This window comes from Burkholderia sp. COPS, from assembly GCF_019425585.1.
In the GTDB taxonomy this organism is placed as follows: domain Bacteria; phylum Pseudomonadota; class Gammaproteobacteria; order Burkholderiales; family Burkholderiaceae; genus Burkholderia; species Burkholderia cepacia.
Genome location: NZ_WIXR01000031.1, coordinates 1 through 24,450 on the forward strand (window position 1 = coordinate 1; position 24,450 = coordinate 24,450).

A 24,450-nucleotide genomic window follows, 5' to 3' on the forward strand; every position below is an offset into this window, starting at 1 on the left:
GCGCACAAGTTCCCGGGCCAGCTGTCGGGCGGCCAGCAGCAGCGTGTCGCGATCGCGCGCGCGCTGTCGATGGATCCGATCGCGATGCTGTTCGACGAGCCGACGTCCGCGCTCGACCCCGAGATGATCAACGAAGTGCTCGACGTGATGGTCGAACTCGCGCAGGAAGGGATGACGATGATGGTCGTCACGCACGAGATGGGCTTCGCGAAGAAGGTCGCGCATCGCGTGATCTTCATGGACAAGGGCGCGATCGTCGAGGACGACCGCAAGGACGATTTCTTCTCGCATCCGAAATCGGAACGCGCGAAGGACTTCCTCGCGAAGATCCTGCACTGAGCGTTCACGCGGGTCACGCGCTTCACGCGCGTCGATGCGGACACCGCCCGGCCGAGCGCCGGGCGGTTTTTTTTCGTCCGCTGTCCGCCGCTCGCGGGCGTTACCAGCTGTAGCGGTAGCCGACCTGCCCGACGATGCCGCGCCGATAGTCGCCGCCGATGTTGCGCGCGATCTTCGCGTTCGCGTACAGCTCGCCCGACTTGCCGAAGCCCGCGGTCACGCCGACGCCGAGCTCGTACCACGTGCGGCCGAGATGCGTCGCGAACGGCGTGCCGCCGACGACGGTCTGGCCCGGCGACAGGAAGTCGTGCAGCACGTCGGCCGTGAAGTACGGCGTGGCAGCGCTGCCGCCCGAACCGGACTGCAGGTTCGGCCGGAAGATGCGCACCCCGACGCGGCCGCGCAGCGCGTTCGTCGTCGTACCCGATACCGCCGATACGTTGTCGTTGAACCCGTTCAGCTTCAGGTACTGGTACATCAGCTGCGCCTGCGGCTCGACCGCGACCGGCAGGCCGCCGATCGCGAAGGGTTTGCCGACTTCCTGCGACAGCGCGACGCCGAAGCCGTTTTGCGACGCCTCGTTGCCGTAGCTGTCGCGATAGCGGTTGCCATAGTGCGTGACCTGCCCGACGCTGTCGAAGTACGTGCCGTCGGACAGGTACTTCGTCCAGTAGCCGCCGACACTCTGCGCGTGCATCTCGACCGAGCCCGTCGACGTCGACAGGTTGGCCGTATCGGCGCGTGCCATGTCGCTGAAGCTCGCGTTCGACACGCCGATGCTGGCCGTCACGCCCGCATGCGTGCTGGCGCCGCCGTTCGGCGCCTGGTCGAGCGTCCAGTCCTTGCCGAACTGCGCGAAGAAGGTGCGCTCGTCGGCCGAGAAGCGGCCCGCGTTCGCGTCGAGGCTCTGGCCGCCGATGCGCCCCCACACGCCGTCGCGATTGCCGGGCTGCTGCTTGTCGAGGTTGGCGATGTCGCCGACGCGCTCGTGCAGCTTGCCGAGCGTCGAAAAGCCGTAGTCGGCGTTCAGCAGCGGCGTGAGCGCGTAGCCGGCGACACCGGGGCGATACGCGAGCGTGCCGCCGCTGCCGTTGCCGTTCCCGCCGCCATCGCCGCCACCGGACGGGTGGATCGGGTCGCCCGGGTCCGACGGATCGAGTTGCGAGCGCAGGTACCAGCCGTTCGCGTCGCCTTGCCCGCCGCGATAGAGCCGGTATTCGTACGCGCCCGCCTGCACGGGCCCGGCGAGCTGGAATGCCGATGCGGTGGTCGTGCCGCCGTTGGTCGTGACGACCACCGGAATCCCGTCGCCCTTCGTCTGCGCACCGGTGCCGGCCGTGTTGGCGATCTTCAGGCCCGTCGTGCCGCTCGCCGTGCCGCCGTTCACGATCACCCGGTCGGTCGGCGATGCGTCGGCGCCGAGGAACGTGTTGAGCGCGATCGTGCCGCCATTGCCGACGTAGCTGCCGGTCGTGAGCGTCTTGTAGCTGCCCGCGAGCGTCGGCGAACCGCTCGGCGCGGCGAATGCGACCAGGCCCGCGTTGTTCAGGCTGCTCAGCACGGAGCTCCCCGTCATGCGCCACGTGCTGGTGGGGTCGACGGTCAGTGCGACCGGGTCGATCTTGCCGGTCAGTGTCGTGCCGTTCGCGAGGAGCACGTTGCCGGTGCTCGAGGCGTCCGAGACGATGTCGCCGGCCAGGTTCACGGCCGAGGCGGTGAAGGTGGCGTTGCTGCCGTTCGACAGGTCGAGCAGCGTACCGTTGCCGGCCGTCACGACCGTGCCGTTGCGCACCGCGATGTCGGCCGTGCCGCCGCGCGCGGCGAAGGCCGGGCCGGTCGCGGACGTCACGCTGCCGCCGTCGACGAGCACCGAACTCGTCGCGCCGTTTGCGAGCGTATCGGACGTCAGCACGCCGGCCGTCGCGCCCTTGAGCGTCGTGCCGGTTAGTGCGAGCACACCGCCGCTGTCGGCGGTTGCGCCGTTGCCGGCGGCACTGGCGATCGTCGAGCCCGTATCGCCGATGCGGCCGCCGTTGCGTGCGACGATGCCGTCGGCCAGGCTGCCCGATGCGGCGATCTTCGCGGCCGACAGCAGGGCCGTCGCGCCGCCATCCATGACGATCGCGTGTGCGCCGGCACCCGTCGTCGCGACGGTGGTGCCGGTCGCCGCGAGCGTCGAATCCGCGCCCGTCACGTGGATGCCGAGCGCGTTGCTGCCGGCGGTGCGCACGACCGTCGCCGCATCGGCCGCGATGCGCGCGCCACCGCCCGTCGACACGATGCCGTTCGCGCCGCCGCCGGTCGTCGTGACCTGTGTGCCGGACAGCGCGATCGTCGTATTCGTGCCGAGGTTGTGAATCCCGCTGCCCGAACCGCCGGCCGCGATCGACGTCGCACCGGCCGCGATCCCGCCGCCCGATACGGTCGAGTCGATCCGCACGCCGTCGGCGCTGCCGTTCGCGATCACGGTGCCGGTGCCCGACAGCGCGACCGATGCGCCGGCACCCGTCAGACGCACGCCCGCGACGCCGTCGTCGGCTTCGATCGAACCCGCGTTGGCCAGCGTGGCCGACGCGCCCTGCACGAGCGCACCGGTGCCGTTCGAGACGCGGATCGTCGACGCGTTGTTCACCGTGCCGAGCGTGCCGACCACGACGCCCGTCGAGCCGGCGCCCGTCAGCAGCACCGTGTCGCGGTTCTCGAGCGTGCCGAGGTTCTGCGCGACGAAGCCCGTCACGCCCGCGGTCGACGACGTAACGGCCGCGTCGTTGGTCAGCGTCGTCGCGACCGGCGCGCCGGCATTGGCGCCGGCGAGGTCGTGCGCCTGGCCGTCGACGACGCCTGCGATCGCGCCTGCCGCATTCAGGTTGATCGTCGCGCCCGCGTCGATCGTGCCTTGCGCGCCGCCCTCGACTCCGATCGCGATCCCGTTCGCGCCGTTGACGTTGTAGATCGCGTTACCGGTCGACAGCACGGTGCCGGCGTCGGTCGCGAGCACGCCGTGCGCGCGCTGGCCGTTGACGTCGGTCGTCAGCGTTCCGGCTGCCGACGCGCCCGTGTAGGCAGCGCCGCCCGCGACTCGGAACAGCGTCGAATCGTCGGTGTCGACGCTCAGGTGCTGCGCGGCGACGTTGATCTTCGAGCCGGCGCCATACGCATAGAAGCCGATCTGGCTGGTGCCCGACATGAACGCCGGCACTGCGTTGGCACCGACGTCGATCGTCGCGCCCGAGCGCGCGTGCACGCCGATCGCGCCGGTGCCCGTCAGGTTGAGTGCGCCGTCGAGCGTGGCTTTCGCGTGCGGCCCCTCGGCCCACACGCCGTAGTTTCGTGTGCCCGATGCGGGATCGAGGCTGCCGGCCACGTTGATCGTGCCGGTCGAGGTCGCGGCCGTCGCATTCGTGCCGGTCCCGACGACCATGATGCCGATGCCGTTTACGCCGTTCAGCGTGATGGTGCCGGTGTTGGTCACGGTCGCCGCCGTGTTGGCCGCGAGCATGCCGACGTCGGCGAGCGGCGTGCCGGGCGCCGCACCGTTGACGACGATCGAGCCCGCGTTGGTCAGCGTGCCCGACGACGAGTTGATGCTCGCCATGGCGGCGCCGTTCTGCGTCAGCGAACCGATCACGATCGTGCCGAGGTTGTTCGCGGTGCCCGACGGGCCGAGCAGGATGCCGTATGCGTGCGCGGACAGCGCGACGTCGTTCGCGGCCTCCGGCGTGCCGGCATCGTACTGGGCCGCGCGGCCGAGATAGATCGTCCCGCCGGCTTCGTTCGTGAAGCTGCCGCCGGCGACGAGGCCGCCGATCACCTGGCTGTCGAGCGTCGTCGCGTTGACGCCGACGTTGATCGTGCCGGCGTTCGATGCGCTCGCACCGTCGGTCGCGGCGATCGCGTAGTTCTGCAGGTCGAGCCGGTTGTGGTCGAGATTCCACGCACCGACGTTCATCACGCCGTTGTTGACGAACGTGGTGCCCATGCCGTTGGCATACACGCCGCTGCCTTCGACGTACGTATTGAGGCCGAAATTGTCGGGCGATGCAGTGCCGCCCGTGCCGACATTGTCGCCCGCCGTGTAACCGGACGAAATCACGCCGTTGTTGACGCCGCTCGCGCCGCTCAACAGGCGCACCAGGTTGAAGTCGCCCGACAGGCGCCCGTCGTTGACGAAGTGCGCGCCGTTTTCCGCGACGACGGCCGCGCTCGCGTCGATCGTATTGGCGCCGCGGAAGTCGATCTGGCCGTCCTTGCCGATGTGCAGCGTCGCGTTCGCGCCCGTGCCGTGCATCACCGACGGATAGTTTCTGGGGAGCGCGTTCTTGTCGTCGGGCGACACGTTGTTCGCATACTCGAAGGTTTGCGTGGCGAACGTCACGGCCTGGCCGAACGCATTGTCGTAGGCTGCCTGCGAGCCGAGTGCGCCGCTCTGGACCGAACGCACGAGAAAGTTGTTGTACGCGGCGAGCGACGCGGCGTCGGTGACGGTCCACTTGCTGCCGTCGAACGCGGTGAAGGTGCCCGCGTAGGTCGGCACGTCGAGCTCGACGCGGCCGACGGGGCCGCCGCTTGCCAGATAGTCGCCGGTGATGAACCAGACCTGGTTCCGCGAATTCCAGTTGATGACGCTCGGTGTCGAGCCGGTGCCGTCCGCGTAGGTCAGGTCGGTCTGCTTGGCCGCGATCGTGATTGCGTTGCCGGTCGCCGCGGGCGCGTTCGCGGGATTGCCGATCGATACGTCGAGCGTGCCGCCCGAATTCGTGACCGTACCGATGCGCGTGTTCACGTACTGGTCGCCGTTCACGTCGTGATAGACCTGCACGACGGTCGAGCCCGCGGTCGACGCGACGAACGCGGCCGAGTCGTAAGTGGCGACGGACGTATGGCCGCCCGTGATCGAGTCGGGGGTGCCGACGCTCTGCGTCTTGCCGCCGAGCGACACCAGCGGCTGATCCGGATTGCCGGAAATGATGGGCGTGTTGGCGAACGGCATCGGCGTGTAGCCCATGTCGCCGGTTGCGCCGGTCCATGCGCCCGTCAGGCCGACGCGGTCGCCGCCCGACACGGTCGTGGCGCCGGCGAGGTCGTCATTGACGGTCGGGCTGAAGCTGCCGAGCGCGCAGGTACCGCCGCTCGCGACGGCCGCGCCGCTGCCGCACGTCGATGCGTACGCGGAGCTTGCCGACAGCATGGCCAGCACGGCACCGAGTGCCGCGGCGCGAAGCGGCGTCCGGCGCGCCGCCGTGTGGGCGGCGCGCAGGCCTGCGCCGGATGGGCTGCCCGACCGCTTGCCGCGCGCCCGCGCCGTTTCCGCAACCGCGACCCAGCAGCCGGTGGTCTCGCTCCATATCGATCGAAATGAGTGATTCACGACAAGCCCCTCTCTCTTCTTTTGATGTGGTTTTCACCGCGGTGCGGTGAAATCGCAATCCGCGGTGAGGAATGGCGTGAATGGATGCGCGGCGGCCGTGGCCGTATCTCCGCCATTCGCGATTCGTTACACCGAGGATGAGCGGACTCTACTGATCGGGAAGGAGGTGAATTGTCGGGAAGCTAACAAATGCGGCAATAGTGCTGTTTTTATTCTGTATTTCTTGATTGTGTGACGAATCGAACTGAAAGTCTTGTGGGGTAAGGATTCTGCCGATTATTTACGTGCGGGTTCGTGATCGCCGGATCAGTGGGGTGGCGCACGGTTTGCATCAGGTTGGTGCGTTAAAATGCGGTTTCCGGATTGTCTGCATTCCGATTGGGTGATTTATTATTTTCTCGCCTGGGTCGTTTTATATTGAAACGAATCGAATCGGGCGAACGTTGTGTTGTTTCGCTTCGATATACGGGAATTTGGCCCGGATGAACCGGAAACGGCAGCCGGCGAGTGATATACCCCGGCGACGAGCCGTCGACTCGCCGGACAGTGGCTGACAGGGGAGGGGCGCCAGCGCGCCGGGCTCAGAAGTCGATCGCGTCGTCGGAATCGACGTCGGCGGCGGTGGCGAGCGCCTCGCGCGTGTCACGCGGCGCCGACGCCGATGCGTCGAGCGCCGGATTGCGCAGCTTCTCGAGCACGCGTTCGGGCACCGGGATCCGCATCCGCGCGGCGACGTCGCCGCACTGGAACATGATCAGTTCGCCCGGCTCGAACGCGGTCCAGACTTCGTTGTCGGTGAGCGGCTGCGTCGCGATCACCGCGACGCGATCCTCGGGCGTCGTGTATTTCGCGAAGTCGATCGACAGGTCTTCGTCGACGAGATGCGCGGTCGAGAACGGCCAGCGCCGCACGAGGTAGTGCAGCCGCGTCGAGCAGTGCGCGAACAGCGCCTGGCCGTTCGACATCAGGAAATTGAACACGCCGTGATTGGTGATGCCGCGTGTCAGCTCGCCGACGCGCTCGAACAGTTCGGGCAGCGGCGGCTGCGCGCCGGGAAACGTTTCGCGCAGCCCCTGCATCAGCACGCAGAACGCCTGTTCGCTGTCGGTCGTGCCGACCGGATGATAGACGCTGCCGTCCATGTCCGGTGCGTAGTCCTGGAGGTCGCCGTTATGCGCGAAGATCCAGTGCCGGCCCCACAGCTCGCGCATGAACGGATGGCTGTTCTCGAGCAGGATGTGGCCCTGCGTCGCCTTGCGGATGTGCGCGATGGTGTTCTTGGACTTGATCGGGTAGCGCTTCACCATTTCGGCGATCGGCGACGTGGCCGATGCCTGGTGATCGATGAACAGGCGGCAGGCCTTGTCCTCGAAGAACGCGATGCCCCAGCCGTCGGCATGGTGATCGGTGAGCCCGCCCCGGGCCGCGAAACCTGTGAAGGAGAATGTGACGTCCGTCGGCGCGGCGCAGTTCATTCCTAAGAGTTGGCACATTTTACTTGGGGCAGCAGGCTGAGGCGGGGGGTAACGAACCGGGCGAACCCCGGTACAATGCGGCTTCTAGCATATCACCGAGCCCTGAGCGGTAAAAAGCGGATTCCGCTGGCCAAAGGCCCCGTGTTGCGGTTTGCCGTCAGTCGGCCCGCGCACGCGCGTTCCGGCCCCGCCGATGGCCCGGCCGTTCCTCACGACGCCTCCTATGACTGCCTCGAACGCTTCCTCCCCGGCGACGCTCTCGCTCGCCCGTCCCGACGACTGGCACCTGCACCTGCGAGACGGCGACATGCTGGCCGCCGTGCTGCCGCACACCGCGCGCCAGTTCGGCCGCGCGATCGTCATGCCGAACCTGAAGCCGCCGGTGACGACCACCGCGCAGGCACGGGCCTATCGCGAGCGCATCCTCGCCGCGCTGCCGGCCGGGATGACGTTCGAACCGCTGATGACGCTGTACCTGACCGACAACACGCCGCCCGACGAGATCCGCCGCGCGCGCGAAAGCGGCTTCGTGCACGGCGTGAAGTTGTATCCGGCCGGTGCGACGACGAACTCCGACCACGGTGTCACCGATCTCGCGAAATGCGCGAAGACGCTCGAGGCGATGCAGGAAACCGGCATGCCGCTGCTCGTGCACGGCGAGGTGACCGATGCATCGATCGACCTGTTCGACCGCGAGAAGGTCTTCATCGACCGCGTGATGACGCCGCTGCGCCGCGATTTTCCGGGCCTGAAGGTCGTGTTCGAGCACATCACGACGAAGGACGCGGCCGACTACGTGCGCGACGCCGATGCGGCGCCCGGCCTGCTCGGCGCGACGATCACCGCGCATCACCTGCTGTACAACCGCAATGCGCTGTTCGTCGGCGGGATTCGCCCGCATTACTACTGCCTGCCGGTGCTGAAGCGCGAGACGCATCGCGTCGCGCTGGTCGAGGCCGCGACGTCGGGCAACCCGCGCTTCTTCCTCGGTACCGACAGCGCGCCGCATGCGCGCGACGCGAAGGAAACCGCGTGCGGCTGCGCGGGCTGCTATACGGCGCTGCATGCGCTCGAACTGTATGCGGAAGCGTTCGACCACGCCGGTGCGCTCGACAAGCTGGAAGGCTTCGCGAGCTTCTTCGGCGCCGATTTCTACGGGCTGCCGCGCAGCGCCGAGACGGTCACGCTGCGTCGCGAGGCATGGGAGTTGCCGCGCGAGATCTTCGCGGGCGATACGCCCGTCGTGCCGCTGCGCGGCGGCGAGACGATCGGCTGGAAACTGGCGTGACCTTCGCGCCGCCGCGCGAACCTGGCCAGGCGGCCGGTAGCGGGGCGGCGGATTTTGCGCGGATCGACTGGTCCGTGCCGTGGCTCGCGCCTTACGCGGGCCCCGGCCGCGTCGTACAGGCGGCCGCAAGGGCGGGCGAGGCCGCGTTGCTCGACGCGCTGAATGGCGCCCCGAGCGATGCCGCGCCAGACGGCCCGCGCATCAGCGGCCGTGGCCGGCCGCTGCGGTTTGTGCCGCAGGCCGCATTGCCGCCCGGCGTCGCGTACGAGACCCATATCGCGGAGACGGGCGGTGTCCCGACCCGCCGCAATCTGCACGACTTCTTCAACGCGCTCGTCTGGTTCGCGTATCCGCGCATCAAGGCCGTACTGAACGCGCGCCAGGCCGCGGCGATCGACGCGGCGGGCGGGGTCGGCCCCGTGCGCGGCACGTTGCGCGACGCGCTCACGCTGTTCGACGAGAACGCCGCGTTGTTCGTGACGGCCGACCGTGCGCTCGCCGACGCGCTGCGCGGGTTCGACTGGCCGCGGCTGCTGGTCGCCGCGCGCGAGGCGTGGGGCACGCGCTGCGAGGCGCGGCTGGTCGGCCATGCGCTGCTCGAGAAACTCGTCGCGCCTTACAAATCCTGCACCGCGCACACGTGGATCGTCGAAGTGGGCGCCGACTATTTTTCGTGGCCCGACGCGCAACGCATCGCGCATGTCGACGCCCGTGTCGCCGCGGAACTCGCGACGCGCGCGCTGACGAGCCGCGATTTCGCGCCGCTCCCGGTGCTCGGCGTGCCGGGCTGGTGCGATGCGAATGCCGAGCCCGCGTTCTACGACGATCCGGCCGTGTTTCGCAGCGGCCGCCGCTCGCGCGCTGCCGACGGCGGCGCGCAGTGCTAGAATGCGCGTCGCAAAGCAGGCCAGGCAGTCGCGGCCTCGCCGCCTTCGGGCGCGCGGGGGCGAGGAAAGTCCGGACTCCACAGGGCAGGGTGATGGCTAACGGCCATCCGTGGCGACACGCGGAACAGGGCAACAGAAAGCAAACCGCCGATGGCCCGGCGCAAGCCGGGATCAGGTAAGGGTGAAACGGTGCGGTAAGAGCGCACCGCGGCGACGGCGACGTTCGCCGGCACGGTAACCTCCACCCGGAGCAATTCCAAGTAGGCAGGCGCGCATCTTCGGATGCAGGACGGGGCCCCCGTCTCGTCTGCGGGTAGGAAGCTTGAGCGCGTCAGCAATGGCGCGCCTAGAGGAATGGCTGCCACGCGTTGCGTGCTTCGGCGCGCAGCGTGCACAGAATCCGGCTTATCGGCCTGCTTTGCCGTTCGAATGTGAAAGGGCCGGCGTCTCCCAACGGAGCGCCGGCCCTTTTTTCATGTGCGCTCGCCGTGCGTTCAGCCGGCGACGATGTCGAACGAATGCGTGAGTTCGGCCGTCTTCGCGATCATGATCGACGCGGAGCAATACTTGTCGTGCGACAGGTTGATCGCGCGTTCGACCGTGGCCGGGTTCAGGTTGCGGCCGGTGACCGTGAAGTGGAAGTGCACTTTCGTGAACACCTTCGGGTCTTCGCTCGCGCGTTCGGCCTTCAGCGTGACCGAGCAGCCGCTGACTTCCTGGCGGCTCTTCTTCAGGATCAGCACGACGTCATAGGCCGTGCAGCCGCCGGTGCCGAGCAGCACCATCTCCATCGGGCGCGGCGCCAGGTTGTGACCGCCGCCTTCGGGCGCGCCGTCCATCGCGACGAGGTGGCCGCTGCCGGTCTCGGCGGAAAACGCCATGCCGTCCTGGCCCATCCAGCTTACTTTGCATTCCATGCTTGCACTCCAGCGTTGCCTGATTCGGATTCGATCCGGCATTGTAGCCCGCGGCGCAACGGTCGGCTGATGCGGTGCACGACGCGCAACGCGGGCGCCGCCGGAGCGGCGCCCCGGACATTCAATTCCCCACCGGACTTAGGGGTTTTGCTCTAGACGAGGGCGGCTCCTGATCGTGCCTTCCGGAATCAGGTCATTGATTTAAAAGAGAAAAGCGGTGATTCAAACGCGCCGCATTAAATTTCATATTGTGGCGCTTGATTTCGCAATGCAAATTTTCTTGTGGAGTCGACGACGCGTTCGTATAATGAGTGTCATTGGTTGTCGCGCTGCGGCAACCTCCGAATGTCTCCTCCACCCTCCTCCTATGGTGGATTAAGCCCGAACCAGCCGTTCGGGCTTTTTTTCGTCCCATGCAAACATCGGCGCGCGGTTTGCGCGCTCCGGCAAGGTTACGCGGGCTGCCTGGCGGCAGGCTGCGAGGTCGCGTCGGGCGGCGTGCCGCGCGGGCGCGCATCGGGCGCCGGCGCGTGGACGGCCGACGCATGGCCGTGAGCGCGTGCGCAGAAGTGGCGGACGCGTTCGCGCACCGCGCGCAGGCGGGCGACGCGATCCTCGGCATGCGCGGCACGGGCTTCGGCAAGGCGTGTATCGAGGGCTTCGAGCTTGGCTTCGCAGTCGGCGCGGGCGGCGACGGCAGGTGCCGCGGCGGCCAGCATCACGACCGCGAGGAAGGGTGTAAGTCGTTGATTCATCATGCTTGTTTGTTGTTTTCCGTGTTCGGCCGGTCTGGCGCGGCAAGGTCATGTGCTGCGCTTCGATGGGTGCCTCCCCGGGCGCTCGGTTCGCCTGGCTTGTCGGGGCACGACCGGATTTTGGCCCATTTCGGCCGCCGTGGACACGGGGAGCGGATTCCCTTTGACCGCGTTGCGGTATTTCCTTTATAATTCGGGGCTTTTCCGCATTCATGCCCACGGAAAAAGAACAGGGAGAGCCTGCACCGCGCCTCGAAGCGCACACAGACAAGCAGGAAGAACACATCGGGCAAAGCAATTTTTTTGGATCGATCATGAAGACGTTTTCCGCAAAAGCCCATGAGGTGACGCGCGAATGGTACGTGATTGACGCGACGGATAAGGTTCTCGGCCGTGTTGCCAGCGAAGTGGCACGCCGTCTGCGCGGCAAGCACAAGCCTGAGTTCACCCCGCACGTCGACACTGGTGATTTCATCATCATCATCAACGCGAGCAAGTTGAAGGTCACGGGCAACAAGACTCTGGACAAGAAGTACTACCGTCACTCGGGCTACCCAGGCGGTATCTATGAAACGACGTTCGGCAAGATGCAGGAACGCTTCCCGGGCCGCGCGCTCGAGAAGGCGGTCAAGGGCATGCTGCCGAAGGGCCCGCTCGGTTACGCGATGATCAAGAAGCTGAAGGTCTACGCAGAAGCGACGCATCCGCACTCGGCTCAACAGCCGAAGGCGCTCGAGATCTAAGGGGACCCACATGATCGGTAACTGGAACTACGGTACGGGCCGCCGCAAGAGCGCAGTCGCACGTGTCTTCATCAAGGCTGGCAAGGGCGACATCATCGTCAACGGCAAGCCCATCGCTGACTACTTCTCGCGCGAAACGTCGCTGATGATCGTGCGTCAACCGCTGGAACTCACGAACCACGGCCAGACGTTCGACATCAAGGTGAACGTGAACGGCGGCGGCGAAACGGGTCAGGCAGGTGCAGTGCGCCACGGCATCACCCGTGCACTGATCGACTACGATGCGACGCTGAAGCCGTCGCTGTCGAGCGCAGGCTTCGTCACGCGCGATGCACGTGAAGTCGAGCGTAAGAAGGTCGGTCTGCGCAAGGCACGCCGCGCCAAGCAGTTCTCGAAGCGTTAATTCCGCTTCATGGCCGCGCCGCTCCCGGGCGGCGTCCGCCGGAAAAACCGCCAGCTTTCGCGCTGGCGGTTTTTTTATGTCCGCTTCCAGGCGCGTGCTGCCGCGGCCTGCGCATGCGTGTTTGATGAAATCGACAAGAACCTATTGATTTCATGGACATCAGCACGATCTTCTGATCGGCCCTACAATAGCGGCTAAAGCTTTTTGGAGAGTTCGCAATGAACGCTGTTACCGAATCCGCAGCAACGACGGCCGAAATGCCGGTTCCGTTCGTCTTCACCGACGCCGCAGCCGACAAGGTCAAGCAACTGATCGACGAAGAGGGCAATCCCGACCTGAAGCTGCGCGTGTTCGTGCAGGGCGGCGGCTGCTCCGGCTTCCAGTATGGCTTCACGTTCGACGAGGAAGTCAACGAGGACGACACCGTGATGAACAAGAACGGCGTCCAGCTCCTGATCGACTCGATGAGCTACCAGTACCTGGTCGGCGCCGAGATCGACTACAAGGACGACCTCAACGGCGCCCAGTTCGTGATCAAGAACCCGAACGCGACCACCACCTGCGGGTGCGGCTCGTCGTTCTCGGTCTGAGCGCACGACAGGTCCACGCCGGTTCGCCGGAATGAAAACGGGGCATCATGCCCCGTTTTTTTGTGCCCGTTTTCCATGCGGCGCTCGCCGCGCGGGCGGCCTCGCGTCAGCGCGGATAGAGCGCGCCGAGCACGCGGTTGCCGGCCGCGCCGGTAACCGTCGCGAGATTGCCGGGCTGGCGCGCGGTGAAACGGTACGCGAGCCACGCGAACGCGAGTGCCTCGACCTGCTGAGGCGGCACGCCGAGTGCCGCTGTCGTATCGACCGTGGCCGGCACGCCGGCCTCGCGCAGCGCGTGCCGGAGCGCATCGAGCAGCACCGGATTGCGTGCGCCGCCGCCGCATACGAACACGGCCTTGCAGCCCGCTGCATGCTGTGCGATCTCGCGCGCGACCGAAACGGCCGTGAGCGCGGTGAGGGTGGCCTGCACGTCCTGTGGCGCGACGTGTGAGAACGCGGCGAGCTTCGCGTCGAGCCACGCGGGATTGAACAGGTCGCGCCCGGTGCTTTTCGGCGGCGGCGCGGCGAAATAGGGTTCGTCGAGCAGCGCGTCGAGCAGCGCTGCATGGACGGTGCCGCGCGCCGCGAACTTGCCGCCGTCATCGTACGGTTTGCCCAGATGGCGGGTCGCCCATTCGTCGAGCAGCGCATTCGCGGGGCCGCAGTCGAAACCGCGCACGTCGCCGCCTTCGCCGGGCAGGATCGTGATGTTGCTGATTCCGCCGAGATTGCAGACGACGCGCGTCTCGCCCGCTGCGCCGAACACCGTTGCATGGAAGCCCGGCGCGAGCGGCGCCCCGTGGCCGCCTGCCGCGACGTCGCGGCTGCGGAAATCGGCGATCACGTCGACCTGGGTCAGCTCGGCGAGCAGTGCCGGGTTGTTGATCTGCCGCGTATAACCGCGCTCGGGGCGATGGCGCACGGTCTGGCCGTGCACGCCGATCGCGCGGATCTCGTCGCGCGACAGCCCGGCCGTGCGCTGCAATTCGTGGCAGCACACCGCATAGCGCGCGACCAGCGCGTTCGCGGCGAGCGATTCGCGGTCGATCTCGTCGTCGCCGGGCTGCTGCAGCGCGAACAGCGCGTCGCGCAGCGATTGCGCGAAGCCGACGAACGCTTCCGCGAGCACGACCGGCGCCTTGCCGGCCTCGAAACGCACGGCGACGCCATCGACGCCGTCCATGCTGGTTCCCGACATCAGCCCGAAGTAGATGCCGTCGGCCGGATGAGCGTTTTGCGGCTGTCGTTGCGGCACGTTGGGTTCTCCTGGATCGTGCGGCGCGGGCCGGTGCCGCGCGCCTTGCGCCCGATTATCCGCGCAACGCGGCGCGCCGTTAAGCGATGGGCGCGCAAGTTATGGGAAAATCCCTGTTTTTGCGACATTCTTCCTGGCACCGATGAGCACCGAACCCAGTTCCAAGCCTGTTTTCCCGATCACCGACGAAGTCCGGCATGCGCTCGCCGTCACGAAGCGCGGCGTCGACGAGCTGCTGATCGAGGAAGAGTTCGCGCAGAAGCTCGCGCGCAGCGCGGCCACGGGCACGCCGCTTCGCATCAAGCTCGGCCTCGACCCGACCGCACCCGACATCCACATCGGCCACACCGTCGTGCTGAACAAGATGCGTCAGCTGCAGGACCTCGGCCACACGGTGATCTTCCTGATCGGCGATTTCACGTCGCTGATCGGCGATCCGTCAGGCCGCAACGCGACGCGTCCGCCGCTCACGCGCGAGCAGATCGAGTCGAACGCGAAGACCTATTTCGAGCAGGCCGCGCTCGTGCTCGATCGCGCGAAGACCGAGATCCGCTACAACAGCGAATGGTCGATGCCGCTCGGCGCGGACGGGATGATCAAGCTCGCGTCGCGCTACACGGTTGCGCGGATCCTCGAACGCGAGGATTTCACGAAGCGCTTCCAGGGCGGCGTGCCGATCTCGATCCACGAATTCCTGTATCCGCTGATGCAGGGCTACGATTCGGTCGCGCTGAACGCCGATCTCGAGCTGGGCGGCACCGACCAGAAGTTCAACCTGCTGGTCGGCCGCGAGCTGCAGAAGCAGTACGGCCAGGAACAGCAGTGCATTCTCACGATGCCGCTGCTCGAAGGCCTCGACGGCGTCGAGAAGATGTCGAAGTCGAAGGGCAACTACGTCGGCATCAGCGAGAAGCCGACCGACATGTTCGGCAAGCTGATGAGCATCTCGGACACGCTGATGTGGCGTTACTTCGAACTGCTGTCGTTCCGCGGCCTCGACGAGATCGCCGGCTTCAAGCGCGAGGCCGAAGGCGGCCGCAACCCGCGCGACTTCAAGGTGCTGCTTGCGCAGGAAATCGTCGCGCGGTTTCACTCGCAAGCCGACGCCGAACGTGCGCTCGAGGACTTCAACCACCGCGCGAAGGGCGGCGTGCCGGACGACATCCCGTCGGTCACGCTCGCGGGCGCACCGCTCGCGATCGGCCAGCTGCTGAAGCAGGCCGGCCTCGTGCCGTCGACGAGCGAAGCGCTGCGCAATATCGAGCAGGGCGGCGTGAAGATCGATGGCGCGACCGTGTCGGACAAGGGCCTGAAGGTCGAAGCCGGCGAGTTCGTCGTCCAGGTCGGCAAGCGCCGCTTCGCGCGCGTCACGTTGACCGCATGATCGCGCTGATCCAGCGCGTGAAGCGCGCCGACGTGCGCGTCGGCGACCGCACGACGGGCGAGATCGGCGCGGGCCTGCTCGCGCTCGTCTGCGCGGAGCGCGGCGATACCGAGGCGGCGGCCGACAAGCTGCTCGCGAAGCTGCTCGGTTACCGCGTGTTCAGCGACGCAGCCGGCAAGATGAACCTGCCGGTATCGAACATCGACGGCGAAGGCCGTGCCGGCGGCCTGCTGCTCGTGTCGCAGTTCACGCTCGCGGCCGATACCAACAGCGGGCTGCGTCCGAGCTTCACGCCGGCCGCGCCGCCCGACGAAGGCGCGCGGCTGTTCGACTATTTCGTCGCGGCCGCCCGGGCGCGCCATCCTGTCGTCGAGACGGGCGAGTTCGGCGCCGACATGCAGGTGTCGCTCGTCAACGACGGCCCCGTGACGTTCTGGCTGCAAGTGCGGCCCTGATTCTTCCCCGGAGGCGCGCCGCGATGGCCACCACGCAGATTCTTTTCATCCGCCATGGCGAGACGGCCTGGAATCGCATCAAGCGCATCCAGGGCCATATCGACATCCCGCTGGCCGACACGGGGCTCGCGCAGGCCCAAAAGCTGGCCGCGCGGCTCGCACGCGACGCGCGCGACGGTGCACGGATCGACGCGGTCTATTCGAGCGACCTGATGCGCGCGCAACAGACCGCGCAGCCCTTCGCCGATGCGCTCGGGTTGCCGCTGCTGCTGCGGGAAGGGCTGCGGGAACGCTCGTACGGCGCATTCCAGGGGCACGACAGCACCGAGATCGAGGCGTTGTTTCCGGACGCATACGCGGCGTGGCAGACGCGCGATCCGGGTTTCGCGCCGGAAGGCGGCGAGTCGCAGCGTGAGTTCTATCACCGCGTGCTGCACGCGCTCGAGCCGATCGTGGCCGCGCACCCGGGCGGCCGGATCGCGTGTGTCGCGCACGGCGGCGTGCTCGACAGCGTGTACCGGTTTGCGAACGGCATCGAACTGTCGGCGCCGCGCAGTTATCAGCTGCTCAACACGAGCATCAACGTCGTCGATTACGTGGACGGCCGTGCGCAGGTCGTGCAGTGGGCCGACGTGTCGCACCTCGACGCCGCAAGCGACGACGACGGGTACCGCAAGGTGCTCTGAACCGGCAGGCCCCGTCCGTCATGGCCGGCCGGGGCTTCCTTCCCGCGTGGCGCTCGCCGCTTACTGCGGCAGTGCGTGGCGGGTCTTGTAGTCGAGCGCGTACGCGACCTTGCCGGGCTTGTCCGCCGCGATCGGCTGGCGCAGCTTGTCGAATTCCCCCTTGTTGTATTTCTTCCCGCCGTTGATCGCGTCCGCGCGCCCGAGGTCGGCGCCCGTCTTGCCGTCGATCACGGGATCCGTGGCCGCGACCATGCGCGCCGACGCATTCCAGACCGCGTTCAGGTACCCCGTGTCGGCCTTTGCCGGATCGGGGTCGGTTGCGCCGGCGCGCGTCAGGTCGTAGCCGGAGAGCGAGAACGTGCCCGGTTGCGCGCGCAGCCAGTCGGCCCAGTAGAACTCGAGGTAGTCGGTGGCTTGTGCGGGCTTGCTGTAGGCGATGTCGCGCGTGAAATAGACGAGCGAGCGGTAGCGGTCGTTCGTCATCCCGAGTTTCAGGCCGAGCCCGGTCGGCAGTTGGGCGGTCGTGATCGGCTTGCCTTCCCCGTTCTTGAGGCGCAGATAACCGCGGCTCTGCATCTGCTGCCAGAACGCGTCGCCCGAGTAGTCGCTGAGGTTGTCCTTGACGACGACGTGCACGTGCAGCGCCGGGCCGCCGTCGGGCGTCTCGTAGTAGGTGGACAGGCCGTGGTGGCCGTCGGTCAGGTACAGCGCATCGCCGTTCGGGCCGATCACGACCGGGTTCAGCACCGACCGGTCGCGGGCGTTCGCGTCGGTCGTCGTGCATGCGTAGCTGGCGGGATCGCGCAGCACCGACCTGGCCGTGTAGCCCGCCGAAGCGACACCGCCGAGGCCTTCGTCCGCACAGAAGTCGTCGAATTTCTTGTCGGGCTGCAGTTCGTAGCGGCCGAGCTTGTAGTAGATCTGGTCGTAACCGATTGCACCCTGCGTCGGATGGAGGTCGCCGAGCGTCACGTCGATCAGGTCGCCCGCACGGGCGGCCTTCCACTTGCCCGGTTGCGGTGTGACGGTGGCGGGCGGCGCCGGGGCAGGCGCGGTCGGGGTGCCGCCGGACGGCGTTTGCGCGTCCGAACGCGCGACGGCGGCGACATCGTCGCCTCCACAGGCGCCGAGGGCGAGGACGGCGGACAGGCTGGCGGCGAGGGCGAAACGGATCGGCAGGTGTGGCATCGCGGGCATCGGGGGACGGTCGGATTGGCGGAGCACCGCGCGGGTCACGGACAGGCGGGACGGACGGCGCGTGCGACCGTGCGCGGGTGCAAGCCCGTCAGCTTGTCACAGGTATTTGACAGCAAATTGAAATGAAAGGAAGTGGCGGATCGTCAGGCGGGCGGGGTGCCGTCGGGCGGTGCTGCCGTCGCGCGGCGGCGCGCACGCTTTGACGCGCCGTTCACGAGCGCCCAGCGCAGCACGGGCGCGACGACCCGTATGCCGGGCCGGACCACCGCGCGCCGCAGCGGCGCGAACGTCGACACGCCGAGCATGCGCTGCGCCCACGGCGGCAGCAGGTCGATTCCGGCATGCATCACCAGTGATGCGGCCGGCCGCAGCGCAGGCTTCGCGACCGGCACGTTCAGCAGGATGGACATCACGTCGAACGTACGCGGCCCGGCCTCGAGTTCGGGCTGCATGCGCGCGAGATACGCGGCCACCTCGGTACGCGAACGGGGAACCTCGTGTGCGCCGAGCAGTTCGGCGACCCGTGCCGTCTCGGCGTAGTAGCGATCCTGCAATTCGCCCGGCAGGGCCGGATTCACGTAGCGCAGATGCGCGGCGAGGAAACTCGATACTTCCGCGACGTGCACCCAGGTCAGCAATGCCGGATCGTCGGCGCGATACGGCCGGCCGTCCGGCGCGGTGCCCGATATGTGCGTGTGGATCGATTTCACGCGCTCGATCAGTGCGAGTGCGTCCGCGCGACTGCCGAAGGTCGTACCGGTGATGAACGTGGCGGTGCGCCGCAAGCGACCCAGGATGTCGGTGCGAAACGACGAGTGATCCCAGACGCCCGCGAGGGCGAGCGGATGGAGCGCCTGCAGCAGCAGTGCAGCGATGCCGCCCGTCATCATCGACGTGAAGTCGGCATGCACGCGCCAGCAGACGGCGTCGGGGCCGAACAGCCCCGGATCTCCGGGCGGGGAGGAGAGGTCGAGCGACGGGCCGCCGCCGCCCGCCGTCAGGTGCGTGACGCCGGCCACGAGCCGCTTGCGGATCGGCTCGGCCCAGCGCGGGCCCGGTGCGGGTGCGGCGGGGTGGCGGCTGGGCGGCGTCGTCATGGCGGGTGCGGCTCGGGCGACGGGTTACTTCCCGTCGGGGGTATCCCACTCGCCGCGTTCGGTGCGGCCGGCGTCCGGCACGGAAAGCCCGAAGTGGCGATACGTGAGCAGCGTCGCGACGCGCCCGCGCGGCGTGCGTTGCAGGAAGCCCTGCTGGATCAGGTAGGGCTCGAGTACGTCCTCGATCGTGTCGCGCTCTTCGCCGATCGCCGCCGCGAGGTTGTCGATACCGACCGGGCCGCCGTCGAACTTGTACAGGATTGCCTCGAGCAGCTTGCGGTCCATCAGGTCGAAGCCGACCGGATCGACGTCGAGCATCGCGAGCGCGGCATCGGCGACGGCCGCGGTGATCTGGCCGTCGGCCTTCACTTCCGCGAAGTCGCGCACGCGGCGCAGCAGCCGGTTCGCAATCCGCGGCGTGCCGCGCGAGCGCTTCGCGATTTCCAGCGCACCGTTCGGATCGATCTGCGCGTTCAGCAGCGATGCGGAGCGCCGCACGATGCGCGACAGTTGATCGGCGTCGTAGAACTCGAGGCGCGCGACGATCCCGAAACGGTCGCGCAGCGGGTTGGTCAGCATCCCGGCGCGAGTGGTGGCGCCGACCAGCGTGAACGGCTGCAGGTCGAGCTTCACGCTGCGCGCGGCCGGGCCTTCGCCGATCATGATGTCGATCTGGTAATCCTCGAGTGCCGGATACAGGATTTCCTCGACGACCGGCGACAGCCGGTGGATTTCGTCGATGAACAGCACGTCGTTCGCCTCGAGGTTCGTCAGCAGCGCGGCGAGATCGCCCGCGCGCTCGAGCACGGGGCCCGACGTCTGGCGCAGGTTCACGCCCATCTCCCGCGCGATGATGTGCGCGAGCGTCGTCTTGCCGAGGCCCGGCGGCCCGAACAGCAGCACGTGGTCGAGCGGCTCGGAGCGGCGCTTGGCGGCTTCGATGAAGATCTCGAGCTGGCCGCGCACCTTTTCCTGGCCGACGTAGTCGTCGAGCTGGCGCGGCCGCAGCGCACGTTCGAACACCTCCTCGTGCGACGAGGCGGGCGTGGCGGCGATGATCCGCTGCTCGGTGGCGAGTTTGTCGGTTTCAATCATGCGGCCATTGTACCGCGCGCCGCACTCGGGCCAACCTGGCCGAACGGCCGACTGGCGCGCAATGCCGCGCCGCGCGACACTGGTTTCGACGGCCGGATTGAGCGCGCGTTACGCCTTCGACAGCGCCTTCAGTGCGAGCTTGATGCCTTCGGATACACCGGTGCCGGCCGGCACGTTCTTGATCGCGGCCAGGCCTTCCTTTTCGGAATAGCCGAGCGCAAGCAGCGCGTTGAGGATGTCGGTTGCGTGGTCGGACGGCGACGCGGCGCCGGCGAGCGCGCCGAGATCGGCGCCGAGCTTGCCCTTCAGTTCGAGCAGCAGGCGTTCGGCCGTCTTCTTGCCGATGCCGGGCAGGCGCGTGAGGCGTGCGGCGTCCTGCATCGTCACGGCCTGCGCGAGTTCCTGCACGCTCATGCCGGACAGCACGGCGAGCGCCATGCGCGCGCCGATGCCGGTGATCTTCAGCAGTTCGCGGAAGGTCGTGCGCTCTTGGGGCGTGAGGAAGCCGTACAGCAGGTGCGCGTCTTCGCGGACGATCTGCTGCGTGAGCAGCACAATGCGCTCACCCGTTTGCGGCAGGTTGTAGAAGGTGCTCATCGGCACGTCGATTTCGTAGCCGACGCCGTTGCAGTCGACGAGCAGGTGAGGCGGGTTCTTTTCGAGCAGGATGCCGGCGATGCGACCGATCATGGAGGGCGGGATGCGAGGGATAAAGCGCGAGTGTAGCGCACGTGCGGCGCAATGCCGACGGGATCGGCCGTCAGGCCGGGGCAACGGGTGTCGTGGGTGTGCCGCGTGCGGTCGAAACGGTTGAAACGGTCGATCCGGCAGGCCGCACGCTGGCAAGCGCGATGTCAGCCGACCAGCCGCCCGCGCCGTACGCGCAGCCCTTTTTTCGCGAGCGCCGGCGCGAGGCCGCCGAGCGTGCTGAGCGTGTCGCCGCCGTGCGCGTGGCAGATCGCCATGCCGAGCGCGTCGGCCGCGTCGGAGCCCGGCTGTCCGGAGAGATTGAGCAGCCGCGTGACCATCTCCTGCATCTGCGTCTTGGTCGCGCGGCCGTAGCCGACCACGGCCTGCTTGAGCTGCAGCGCCGTGTATTCGGCGACGGGCAGGCCGCCCGCGACGAGGCCGCAGATCGCGGCGCCGCGCGCCTGGCCGAGCAGCAGCGTCGACTGCGGGTTCACGTTGACGAACACCTTTTCGATCGCGGCCTGGTCGGGTGCGTGCTCGCGCACGATGGTCGAGACGCCCTGGAAGATCGTGCCGAGCCGGGTCGCCAGGTCGGCGGTCGGCGTGCGGATCACGCCGCTCGCGACATAGGCGAGCCGGTGGCCGCTGACGTCGATGATGCCGAAACCGGTGACGCGCAGGCCGGGGTCGATGCCGAGAATTCGCATGAGTGAGGAGAAAAACCTGATGCAGCGATACTACAACGAATGGTGCGCGGCGCCGGCCGCACGGTTGCGTGCGCCGGCGCAACGCAATAAAAAACCCGGCGGGTGCAATGCCGCCGGGTTGTCGTGCAGCGGCCGCGCGGGCCGCATGCCGCGATCAGTGACGGAAGTGACGCACGCCCGTCAGGATCATCGCGATGCCGTGCTCGTCGGCTGCCGCGATCACTTCGTCGTCGCGCATCGAGCCGCCCGGCTGGATCACGCAGGTCGCGCCGGCCGCCACGACGACGTCGAGGCCGTCGCGGAACGGGAAGAACGCATCCGACGCGACGGCCGAACCGGCCAGCGTCAGGCCCGCGTTCTGCGCCTTGATGCTCGCGATGCGCGCGGAATCGACGCGGCTCATCTGGCCGGCGCCGACGCCGAGCGTCATGCCGTTGCCGCAGAACACGATCGCGTTCGACTTCACGTACTTCGCGACGCGCCATGCGAACAGCAGGTCGTCCATTTCCTTCGCGGTCGGCTGACGCTTCGTGACGACGCGCAACTCGCTCGGCTGCACGTTCTTCGAATCGAGCGACTGCACGAGCAGGCCGCCGCCCACGCGCTTCAGGTCGAATGCGTTGTGGCCGTCGCCCAGCGCGATCTCGAGCAGGCGCACGTTCTGCTTCGCGGCGAACACCTGCTTCGCGGCGTCGGAGAACGACGGGGCGATCAGCACTTCGACGAACTGCTTCGCGACGGCCTGGGCGGCCGCTTCGTCGACTTCGCGGTTGAACGCGATGATGCCGCCGAATGCGGAAGTCGGATCCGTCTGGAACGCCTTCGCGTACGCGTCGGCCGAATCGTTGCCCACTGCCACGCCGCACGGGTTCGCGTGCTTGATGATCACGCAGGCCGGTGCGTCGAACGTCTTCACGCATTCCCAAGCCGCGTCCGAATCCGCGATGTTGTTGTACGACAGTTCCTTGCCTTGCAGCTGGCGGTAGTTCGCCAGCGCGCCGGCCGGCGTCGCGAGGTCGCGGTAGAACGCCGCGCTCTGGTGCGGGTTCTCGCCGTAGCGCAGGTCCTGCACCTTGTCGAACGCCAGGTTCAGCGTGGCCGGGTACGTGCTGCGCGACGCGTGCTTCAGCTCGTCGGTCAGGCTCGTCAGGTAGTTCGTGATCGCGCCGTCGTATTGCGCGGTGTGCGCGAACACCTTCGTCGCGAGGCGGAAGTTGGTCGCGTAGCCCACCGCGTTGCCGTTCGCCTTCATTTCATCGAGCACGACCGCGTAGTCGGCCGGATCGACGACGACCGTCACGTCGCGGTGGTTCTTCGCGGCCGAGCGCAGCATCGTCGGGCCGCCGATGTCGATGTTCTCGATCGCGTCGGCGAGCGTGCAGTCGTCCTTCGCGATCGTCGCGACGAACGGATACAGGTTCACGACGAGCAGGTCGATCGTCGGGATGCCGTGCTGTTCCAGCGCCTGCATGTGCTCGGGCAGGTCGCGGCGGGCCAGGATGCCGCCGTGCACCTTCGGGTGGAGCGTCTTCACGCGCCCATCGAGCATCTCCGGGAAGCCCGTGTAATCAGCCACTTCGGTCACGGGCAGGCCGGCGTCGGCGAGGAGTTTCGCGGTGCCGCCCGTCGACAGCAGCTTGACGCCGAGGTCGGACAGCGACTTCGCGAAGTCGACAATGCCGGTCTTGTCGGAAACGGAAATGAGCGCTTGCTTGATCATGATGGAACCACCAATAGCCAGGGAAACGGGGACGGGACGGCCGCCTACAGCAGGCCGTGCTGCTGCAGCTTCTTGCGCAGCGTATTGCGATTGATGCCGAGGTACTCCGCGGCGAGCGACTGGTTGCCGCCTGCCTGTACGAGCACGACCTCGAGCATCGGCTTTTCGACGCAGGACATCACCATTTCATAGACGTCGTGCGGATTGGAGCCGTCTAGATCCCGGAAATACACGTCCAGGCTCTCGCGGACACATTGTTCGATGTTGTGCTTGCTCATGCTGCTAACTGGTTATGGTCGTCCGACTCGCCCTGGCCGTTTTCCTCTTCGTCGTCGACGTAGACGAGGTGGTCCGACAGCGCCTTTTGCGCCTCGAAGAATGCATTGACGGCGGCGAGCTGCTCGCGGGTGGAATCGAGCGTGTTCATCCTGTGCCGGAACCCGTTGGCACCGGAAAGGCCGCGAGTGTACCAGCCGATGTGCTTGCGCGCAGTACGGACTCCCGTGAATTCACCATAGAACGCGTAGTGGTCTTCCAGGTGTTCGTTCATCACGTGCTGGATCTCGTCGATCCGCGGCGGGGGCAGCAGCTCGCCGGTTTGCAGGAAATGATCGATTTCGCGGAACAACCATGGCCGACCTTGCGCGGCGCGACCGATCATCAGGGCATCGGCGCCGGTCGCGTCGAGCACGGCCTTCGCCTTCGCGGGCGACGTGATGTCGCCGTTCGCGACCACCGGAATCCGCACCGCCGCCTTCACGGCCGCGATGGTGTCGTATTCGGCGTCGCCGCGGTACAGGTCGGCGCGCGTGCGGCCGTGCACGGTGAGCATCGAAATGCCGGCGGCTTCGGCCAGGCGCGCGACGGTGATCGCGTTCTTGTGCTCGCGATCCCAGCCGGTGCGGATCTTCAGCGTGACGGGCACCGCATCGGGCCCCGTGCCGACCGCCGCGACGACCGCCTCGACGATGCGCTGCACGAGCGGCTCGTTCTGCAGCAGCGCGGAGCCGGCCGCGACGTTGCAGACCTTTTTCGCCGGGCAGCCCATGTTGATGTCGATGATCTGCGCGCCGTTGTCGACGTTGTAGCGGGCCGCTTCGGCCATCATCGCCGGATCGGCGCCCGCGATCTGGACCGCGATCGGCTCCACCTCGCCTTCGTGGTTCGCGCGCCGCATCGTCTTCGCGCTTTTCCACAGCTGCGCGTTGGACGCGACCATCTCGGACACGGCGTAACCGGCCCCCATCCGCTTGCAGAGCTGGCGGAACGGACGATCCGTCACGCCGGCCATCGGGGCGACGAACAGGTTGTTACGCAATACGTGAGAGCCGATAACGGGCATCGCAATGGCACCGCCCGCGGCGGGCGCGGGCATGAAAAGGGCAGACGGAAACGCGCA

The 24,450-nt window shown here is 67.5% G+C and carries 22 protein-coding genes and 1 other RNA gene; 10 read left to right on the plus strand and 13 right to left on the minus strand.

Going from position 1 to position 24,450, the window contains the following annotated elements:
- A partial coding sequence (locus tag FOZ70_RS24830) for an ATP-binding cassette domain-containing protein (RefSeq protein ID WP_219707049.1) occupies window positions 1–339 on the plus strand: 339 nt, incomplete at its 5' end.
- Window positions 340–439: 100 nt separating this feature from the next.
- On the opposite strand, the gene FOZ70_RS24835 is transcribed toward FOZ70_RS24830, so the two are convergent.
- Both FOZ70_RS24835 and FOZ70_RS24840 read right to left on the minus strand, forming a co-directional pair.
- Window positions 440–5,707: an autotransporter outer membrane beta-barrel domain-containing protein gene (locus FOZ70_RS24835; RefSeq protein WP_219707051.1), complete on the minus strand. Its 5,268-nt coding sequence runs from the start codon at window positions 5,705–5,707 to the stop codon at window positions 440–442.
- 581 nt (window positions 5,708–6,288) lie between these two features.
- Entirely contained in the window at window positions 6,289–7,200 is a 912-nt protein-coding gene (locus FOZ70_RS24840; protein WP_219707053.1) for a class II glutamine amidotransferase, read from the minus strand.
- 205 nt (window positions 7,201–7,405) lie between these two features.
- Between FOZ70_RS24840 and pyrC the strand changes: the two genes are divergently transcribed.
- The 3 genes from pyrC (at window position 7,406) to rnpB (ending at window position 9,781) form a co-directional block, all read left to right on the plus strand.
- Window positions 7,406–8,470, plus strand: coding sequence for a dihydroorotase (pyrC, locus tag FOZ70_RS24845; RefSeq protein ID WP_104767626.1), 1,065 nt, complete (start codon window positions 7,406–7,408; stop codon window positions 8,468–8,470).
- Window positions 8,467–9,357: a DUF3025 domain-containing protein gene (locus FOZ70_RS24850; protein WP_219707055.1), complete on the plus strand. Its 891-nt coding sequence runs from the start codon at window positions 8,467–8,469 to the stop codon at window positions 9,355–9,357. Before pyrC ends, FOZ70_RS24850 begins: the two co-directional genes overlap by 4 nt.
- A 12-nt stretch (window positions 9,358–9,369) precedes the next feature.
- An RNA gene (rnpB, locus tag FOZ70_RS24855) (RNase P RNA component class A) lies at window positions 9,370–9,781 on the plus strand.
- 70 nt (window positions 9,782–9,851) lie between these two features.
- Here the strand turns inward: rnpB and FOZ70_RS24860 are convergent.
- Both FOZ70_RS24860 and FOZ70_RS24865 read right to left on the minus strand, forming a co-directional pair.
- Entirely contained in the window at window positions 9,852–10,316 is a 465-nt protein-coding gene (locus tag FOZ70_RS24860) for an OsmC family protein (RefSeq protein ID WP_027788367.1), read from the minus strand.
- Between the two features lie 410 nt (window positions 10,317–10,726).
- A complete protein-coding gene (locus FOZ70_RS24865) occupies window positions 10,727–11,032 on the minus strand; it encodes a DUF1090 family protein (protein ID WP_059620917.1) in 306 nt (101 codons plus the stop codon).
- 311 nt (window positions 11,033–11,343) lie between these two features.
- Here FOZ70_RS24865 and rplM point away from each other — a divergent pair, with 311 nt between their 5' ends.
- The 3 genes from rplM to erpA all read left to right on the plus strand — a co-directional run bounded on the left by rplM (window position 11,344) and on the right by erpA (window position 12,765).
- Window positions 11,344–11,772: a 50S ribosomal protein L13 gene (gene rplM / locus FOZ70_RS24870; protein ID WP_009687896.1), complete on the plus strand. Its 429-nt coding sequence runs from the start codon at window positions 11,344–11,346 to the stop codon at window positions 11,770–11,772.
- Between the two features lie 10 nt (window positions 11,773–11,782).
- A complete protein-coding gene (rpsI, locus tag FOZ70_RS24875) occupies window positions 11,783–12,175 on the plus strand; it encodes a 30S ribosomal protein S9 (protein WP_006476904.1) in 393 nt (130 codons plus the stop codon).
- Between the two features lie 218 nt (window positions 12,176–12,393).
- Entirely contained in the window at window positions 12,394–12,765 is a 372-nt protein-coding gene (gene erpA / locus FOZ70_RS24880; protein WP_006751888.1) for an iron-sulfur cluster insertion protein ErpA, read from the plus strand.
- Window positions 12,766–12,871: 106 nt separating this feature from the next.
- Here the strand turns inward: erpA and FOZ70_RS24885 are convergent, their stop codons facing one another.
- Window positions 12,872–14,020, minus strand: a complete 1,149-nt coding sequence (locus FOZ70_RS24885; protein WP_059620918.1) for an anhydro-N-acetylmuramic acid kinase — start codon at window positions 14,018–14,020, stop codon at window positions 12,872–12,874.
- Window positions 14,021–14,162: 142 nt separating this feature from the next.
- Here FOZ70_RS24885 and tyrS point away from each other — a divergent pair, with 142 nt between their 5' ends.
- Genes tyrS through FOZ70_RS24900 form a run of 3 tightly spaced genes read left to right on the plus strand, consistent with a single transcriptional unit; the run spans window position 14,163 to window position 16,545 of the window.
- Window positions 14,163–15,404, plus strand: coding sequence for a tyrosine--tRNA ligase (gene tyrS, locus FOZ70_RS24890; RefSeq protein WP_021163702.1), 1,242 nt, complete (start codon window positions 14,163–14,165; stop codon window positions 15,402–15,404).
- Window positions 15,401–15,859, plus strand: coding sequence for a D-aminoacyl-tRNA deacylase (dtd, locus tag FOZ70_RS24895; protein WP_048024143.1), 459 nt, complete (start codon window positions 15,401–15,403; stop codon window positions 15,857–15,859). Before tyrS ends, dtd begins: the two co-directional genes overlap by 4 nt.
- 23 nt (window positions 15,860–15,882) lie before the next feature.
- Window positions 15,883–16,545: a histidine phosphatase family protein gene (locus FOZ70_RS24900; protein WP_059487104.1), complete on the plus strand. Its 663-nt coding sequence runs from the start codon at window positions 15,883–15,885 to the stop codon at window positions 16,543–16,545.
- Window positions 16,546–16,605: 60 nt separating this feature from the next.
- Here FOZ70_RS24900 and FOZ70_RS24905 read toward each other — a convergent pair whose 3' ends face one another.
- The 8 genes from FOZ70_RS24905 to dusB all read right to left on the minus strand — a co-directional run bounded on the left by FOZ70_RS24905 (window position 16,606) and on the right by dusB (window position 24,393).
- On the minus strand, window positions 16,606–17,733 hold the full coding sequence (locus tag FOZ70_RS24905) for a ParB/Srx family N-terminal domain-containing protein (protein ID WP_219707057.1): 1,128 nt from the start codon (window positions 17,731–17,733) through the stop codon (window positions 16,606–16,608).
- Window positions 17,734–17,885: 152 nt separating this feature from the next.
- Window positions 17,886–18,839 (minus strand): oxygenase MpaB family protein, encoded by a 954-nt coding sequence (locus tag FOZ70_RS24910; RefSeq protein ID WP_219707060.1) that lies wholly within the window; start codon window positions 18,837–18,839, stop codon window positions 17,886–17,888.
- A gap of 24 nt (window positions 18,840–18,863) precedes the next feature.
- Window positions 18,864–19,934, minus strand: a complete 1,071-nt coding sequence (ruvB, locus tag FOZ70_RS24915; RefSeq protein ID WP_021162489.1) for a Holliday junction branch migration DNA helicase RuvB — start codon at window positions 19,932–19,934, stop codon at window positions 18,864–18,866.
- 108 nt (window positions 19,935–20,042) lie between these two features.
- On the minus strand, window positions 20,043–20,624 hold the full coding sequence (gene ruvA / locus FOZ70_RS24920) for a Holliday junction branch migration protein RuvA (protein WP_031402135.1): 582 nt from the start codon (window positions 20,622–20,624) through the stop codon (window positions 20,043–20,045).
- 164 nt (window positions 20,625–20,788) lie between these two features.
- A complete protein-coding gene (gene ruvC, locus FOZ70_RS24925) occupies window positions 20,789–21,331 on the minus strand; it encodes a crossover junction endodeoxyribonuclease RuvC (RefSeq protein WP_021162491.1) in 543 nt (180 codons plus the stop codon).
- A gap of 154 nt (window positions 21,332–21,485) precedes the next feature.
- Window positions 21,486–23,051: a bifunctional phosphoribosylaminoimidazolecarboxamide formyltransferase/IMP cyclohydrolase gene (gene purH / locus FOZ70_RS24930; RefSeq protein ID WP_021162493.1), complete on the minus strand. Its 1,566-nt coding sequence runs from the start codon at window positions 23,049–23,051 to the stop codon at window positions 21,486–21,488.
- Between the two features lie 44 nt (window positions 23,052–23,095).
- Entirely contained in the window at window positions 23,096–23,329 is a 234-nt protein-coding gene (locus FOZ70_RS24935; protein WP_006476892.1) for a Fis family transcriptional regulator, read from the minus strand.
- Entirely contained in the window at window positions 23,326–24,393 is a 1,068-nt protein-coding gene (gene dusB, locus FOZ70_RS24940) for a tRNA dihydrouridine synthase DusB (protein ID WP_042977079.1), read from the minus strand. Before dusB ends, FOZ70_RS24935 begins: the two co-directional genes overlap by 4 nt.
- Between the last annotated feature and the right edge of the window lie 57 nt (window positions 24,394–24,450).

Coding starts and splice junctions, on each gene's coding strand:
- FOZ70_RS24840 (WP_219707053.1), bottom strand. CDS start 7,200: ATGTGCCAACTCTTAGGAATGAACTGCGCCGCGCCGACGGACGTCACA.
- pyrC (WP_104767626.1), top strand. CDS start 7,406: ATGACTGCCTCGAACGCTTCCTCCCCGGCGACGCTCTCGCTCGCCCGT.
- FOZ70_RS24860 (WP_027788367.1), bottom strand. CDS start 10,316: ATGCCGGATCGAATCCGAATCAGGCAACGCTGGAGTGCAAGCATGGAA.
- FOZ70_RS24865 (WP_059620917.1), bottom strand. CDS start 11,032: ATGATGAATCAACGACTTACACCCTTCCTCGCGGTCGTGATGCTGGCC.
- rplM (WP_009687896.1), top strand. CDS start 11,344: ATGAAGACGTTTTCCGCAAAAGCCCATGAGGTGACGCGCGAATGGTAC.
- rpsI (WP_006476904.1), top strand. CDS start 11,783: ATGATCGGTAACTGGAACTACGGTACGGGCCGCCGCAAGAGCGCAGTC.
- erpA (WP_006751888.1), top strand. CDS start 12,394: ATGAACGCTGTTACCGAATCCGCAGCAACGACGGCCGAAATGCCGGTT.
- tyrS (WP_021163702.1), top strand. CDS start 14,163: ATGAGCACCGAACCCAGTTCCAAGCCTGTTTTCCCGATCACCGACGAA.
- dtd (WP_048024143.1), top strand. CDS start 15,401: ATGATCGCGCTGATCCAGCGCGTGAAGCGCGCCGACGTGCGCGTCGGC.
- FOZ70_RS24900 (WP_059487104.1), top strand. CDS start 15,883: ATGGCCACCACGCAGATTCTTTTCATCCGCCATGGCGAGACGGCCTGG.
- FOZ70_RS24905 (WP_219707057.1), bottom strand. CDS start 17,733: ATGCCACACCTGCCGATCCGTTTCGCCCTCGCCGCCAGCCTGTCCGCC.
- FOZ70_RS24910 (WP_219707060.1), bottom strand. CDS start 18,839: ATGACGACGCCGCCCAGCCGCCACCCCGCCGCACCCGCACCGGGCCCG.
- ruvB (WP_021162489.1), bottom strand. CDS start 19,934: ATGATTGAAACCGACAAACTCGCCACCGAGCAGCGGATCATCGCCGCC.
- ruvA (WP_031402135.1), bottom strand. CDS start 20,624: ATGATCGGTCGCATCGCCGGCATCCTGCTCGAAAAGAACCCGCCTCAC.
- ruvC (WP_021162491.1), bottom strand. CDS start 21,331: ATGCGAATTCTCGGCATCGACCCCGGCCTGCGCGTCACCGGTTTCGGC.
- purH (WP_021162493.1), bottom strand. CDS start 23,051: ATGATCAAGCAAGCGCTCATTTCCGTTTCCGACAAGACCGGCATTGTC.
- FOZ70_RS24935 (WP_006476892.1), bottom strand. CDS start 23,329: ATGAGCAAGCACAACATCGAACAATGTGTCCGCGAGAGCCTGGACGTG.
- dusB (WP_042977079.1), bottom strand. CDS start 24,393: ATGCCCGTTATCGGCTCTCACGTATTGCGTAACAACCTGTTCGTCGCC.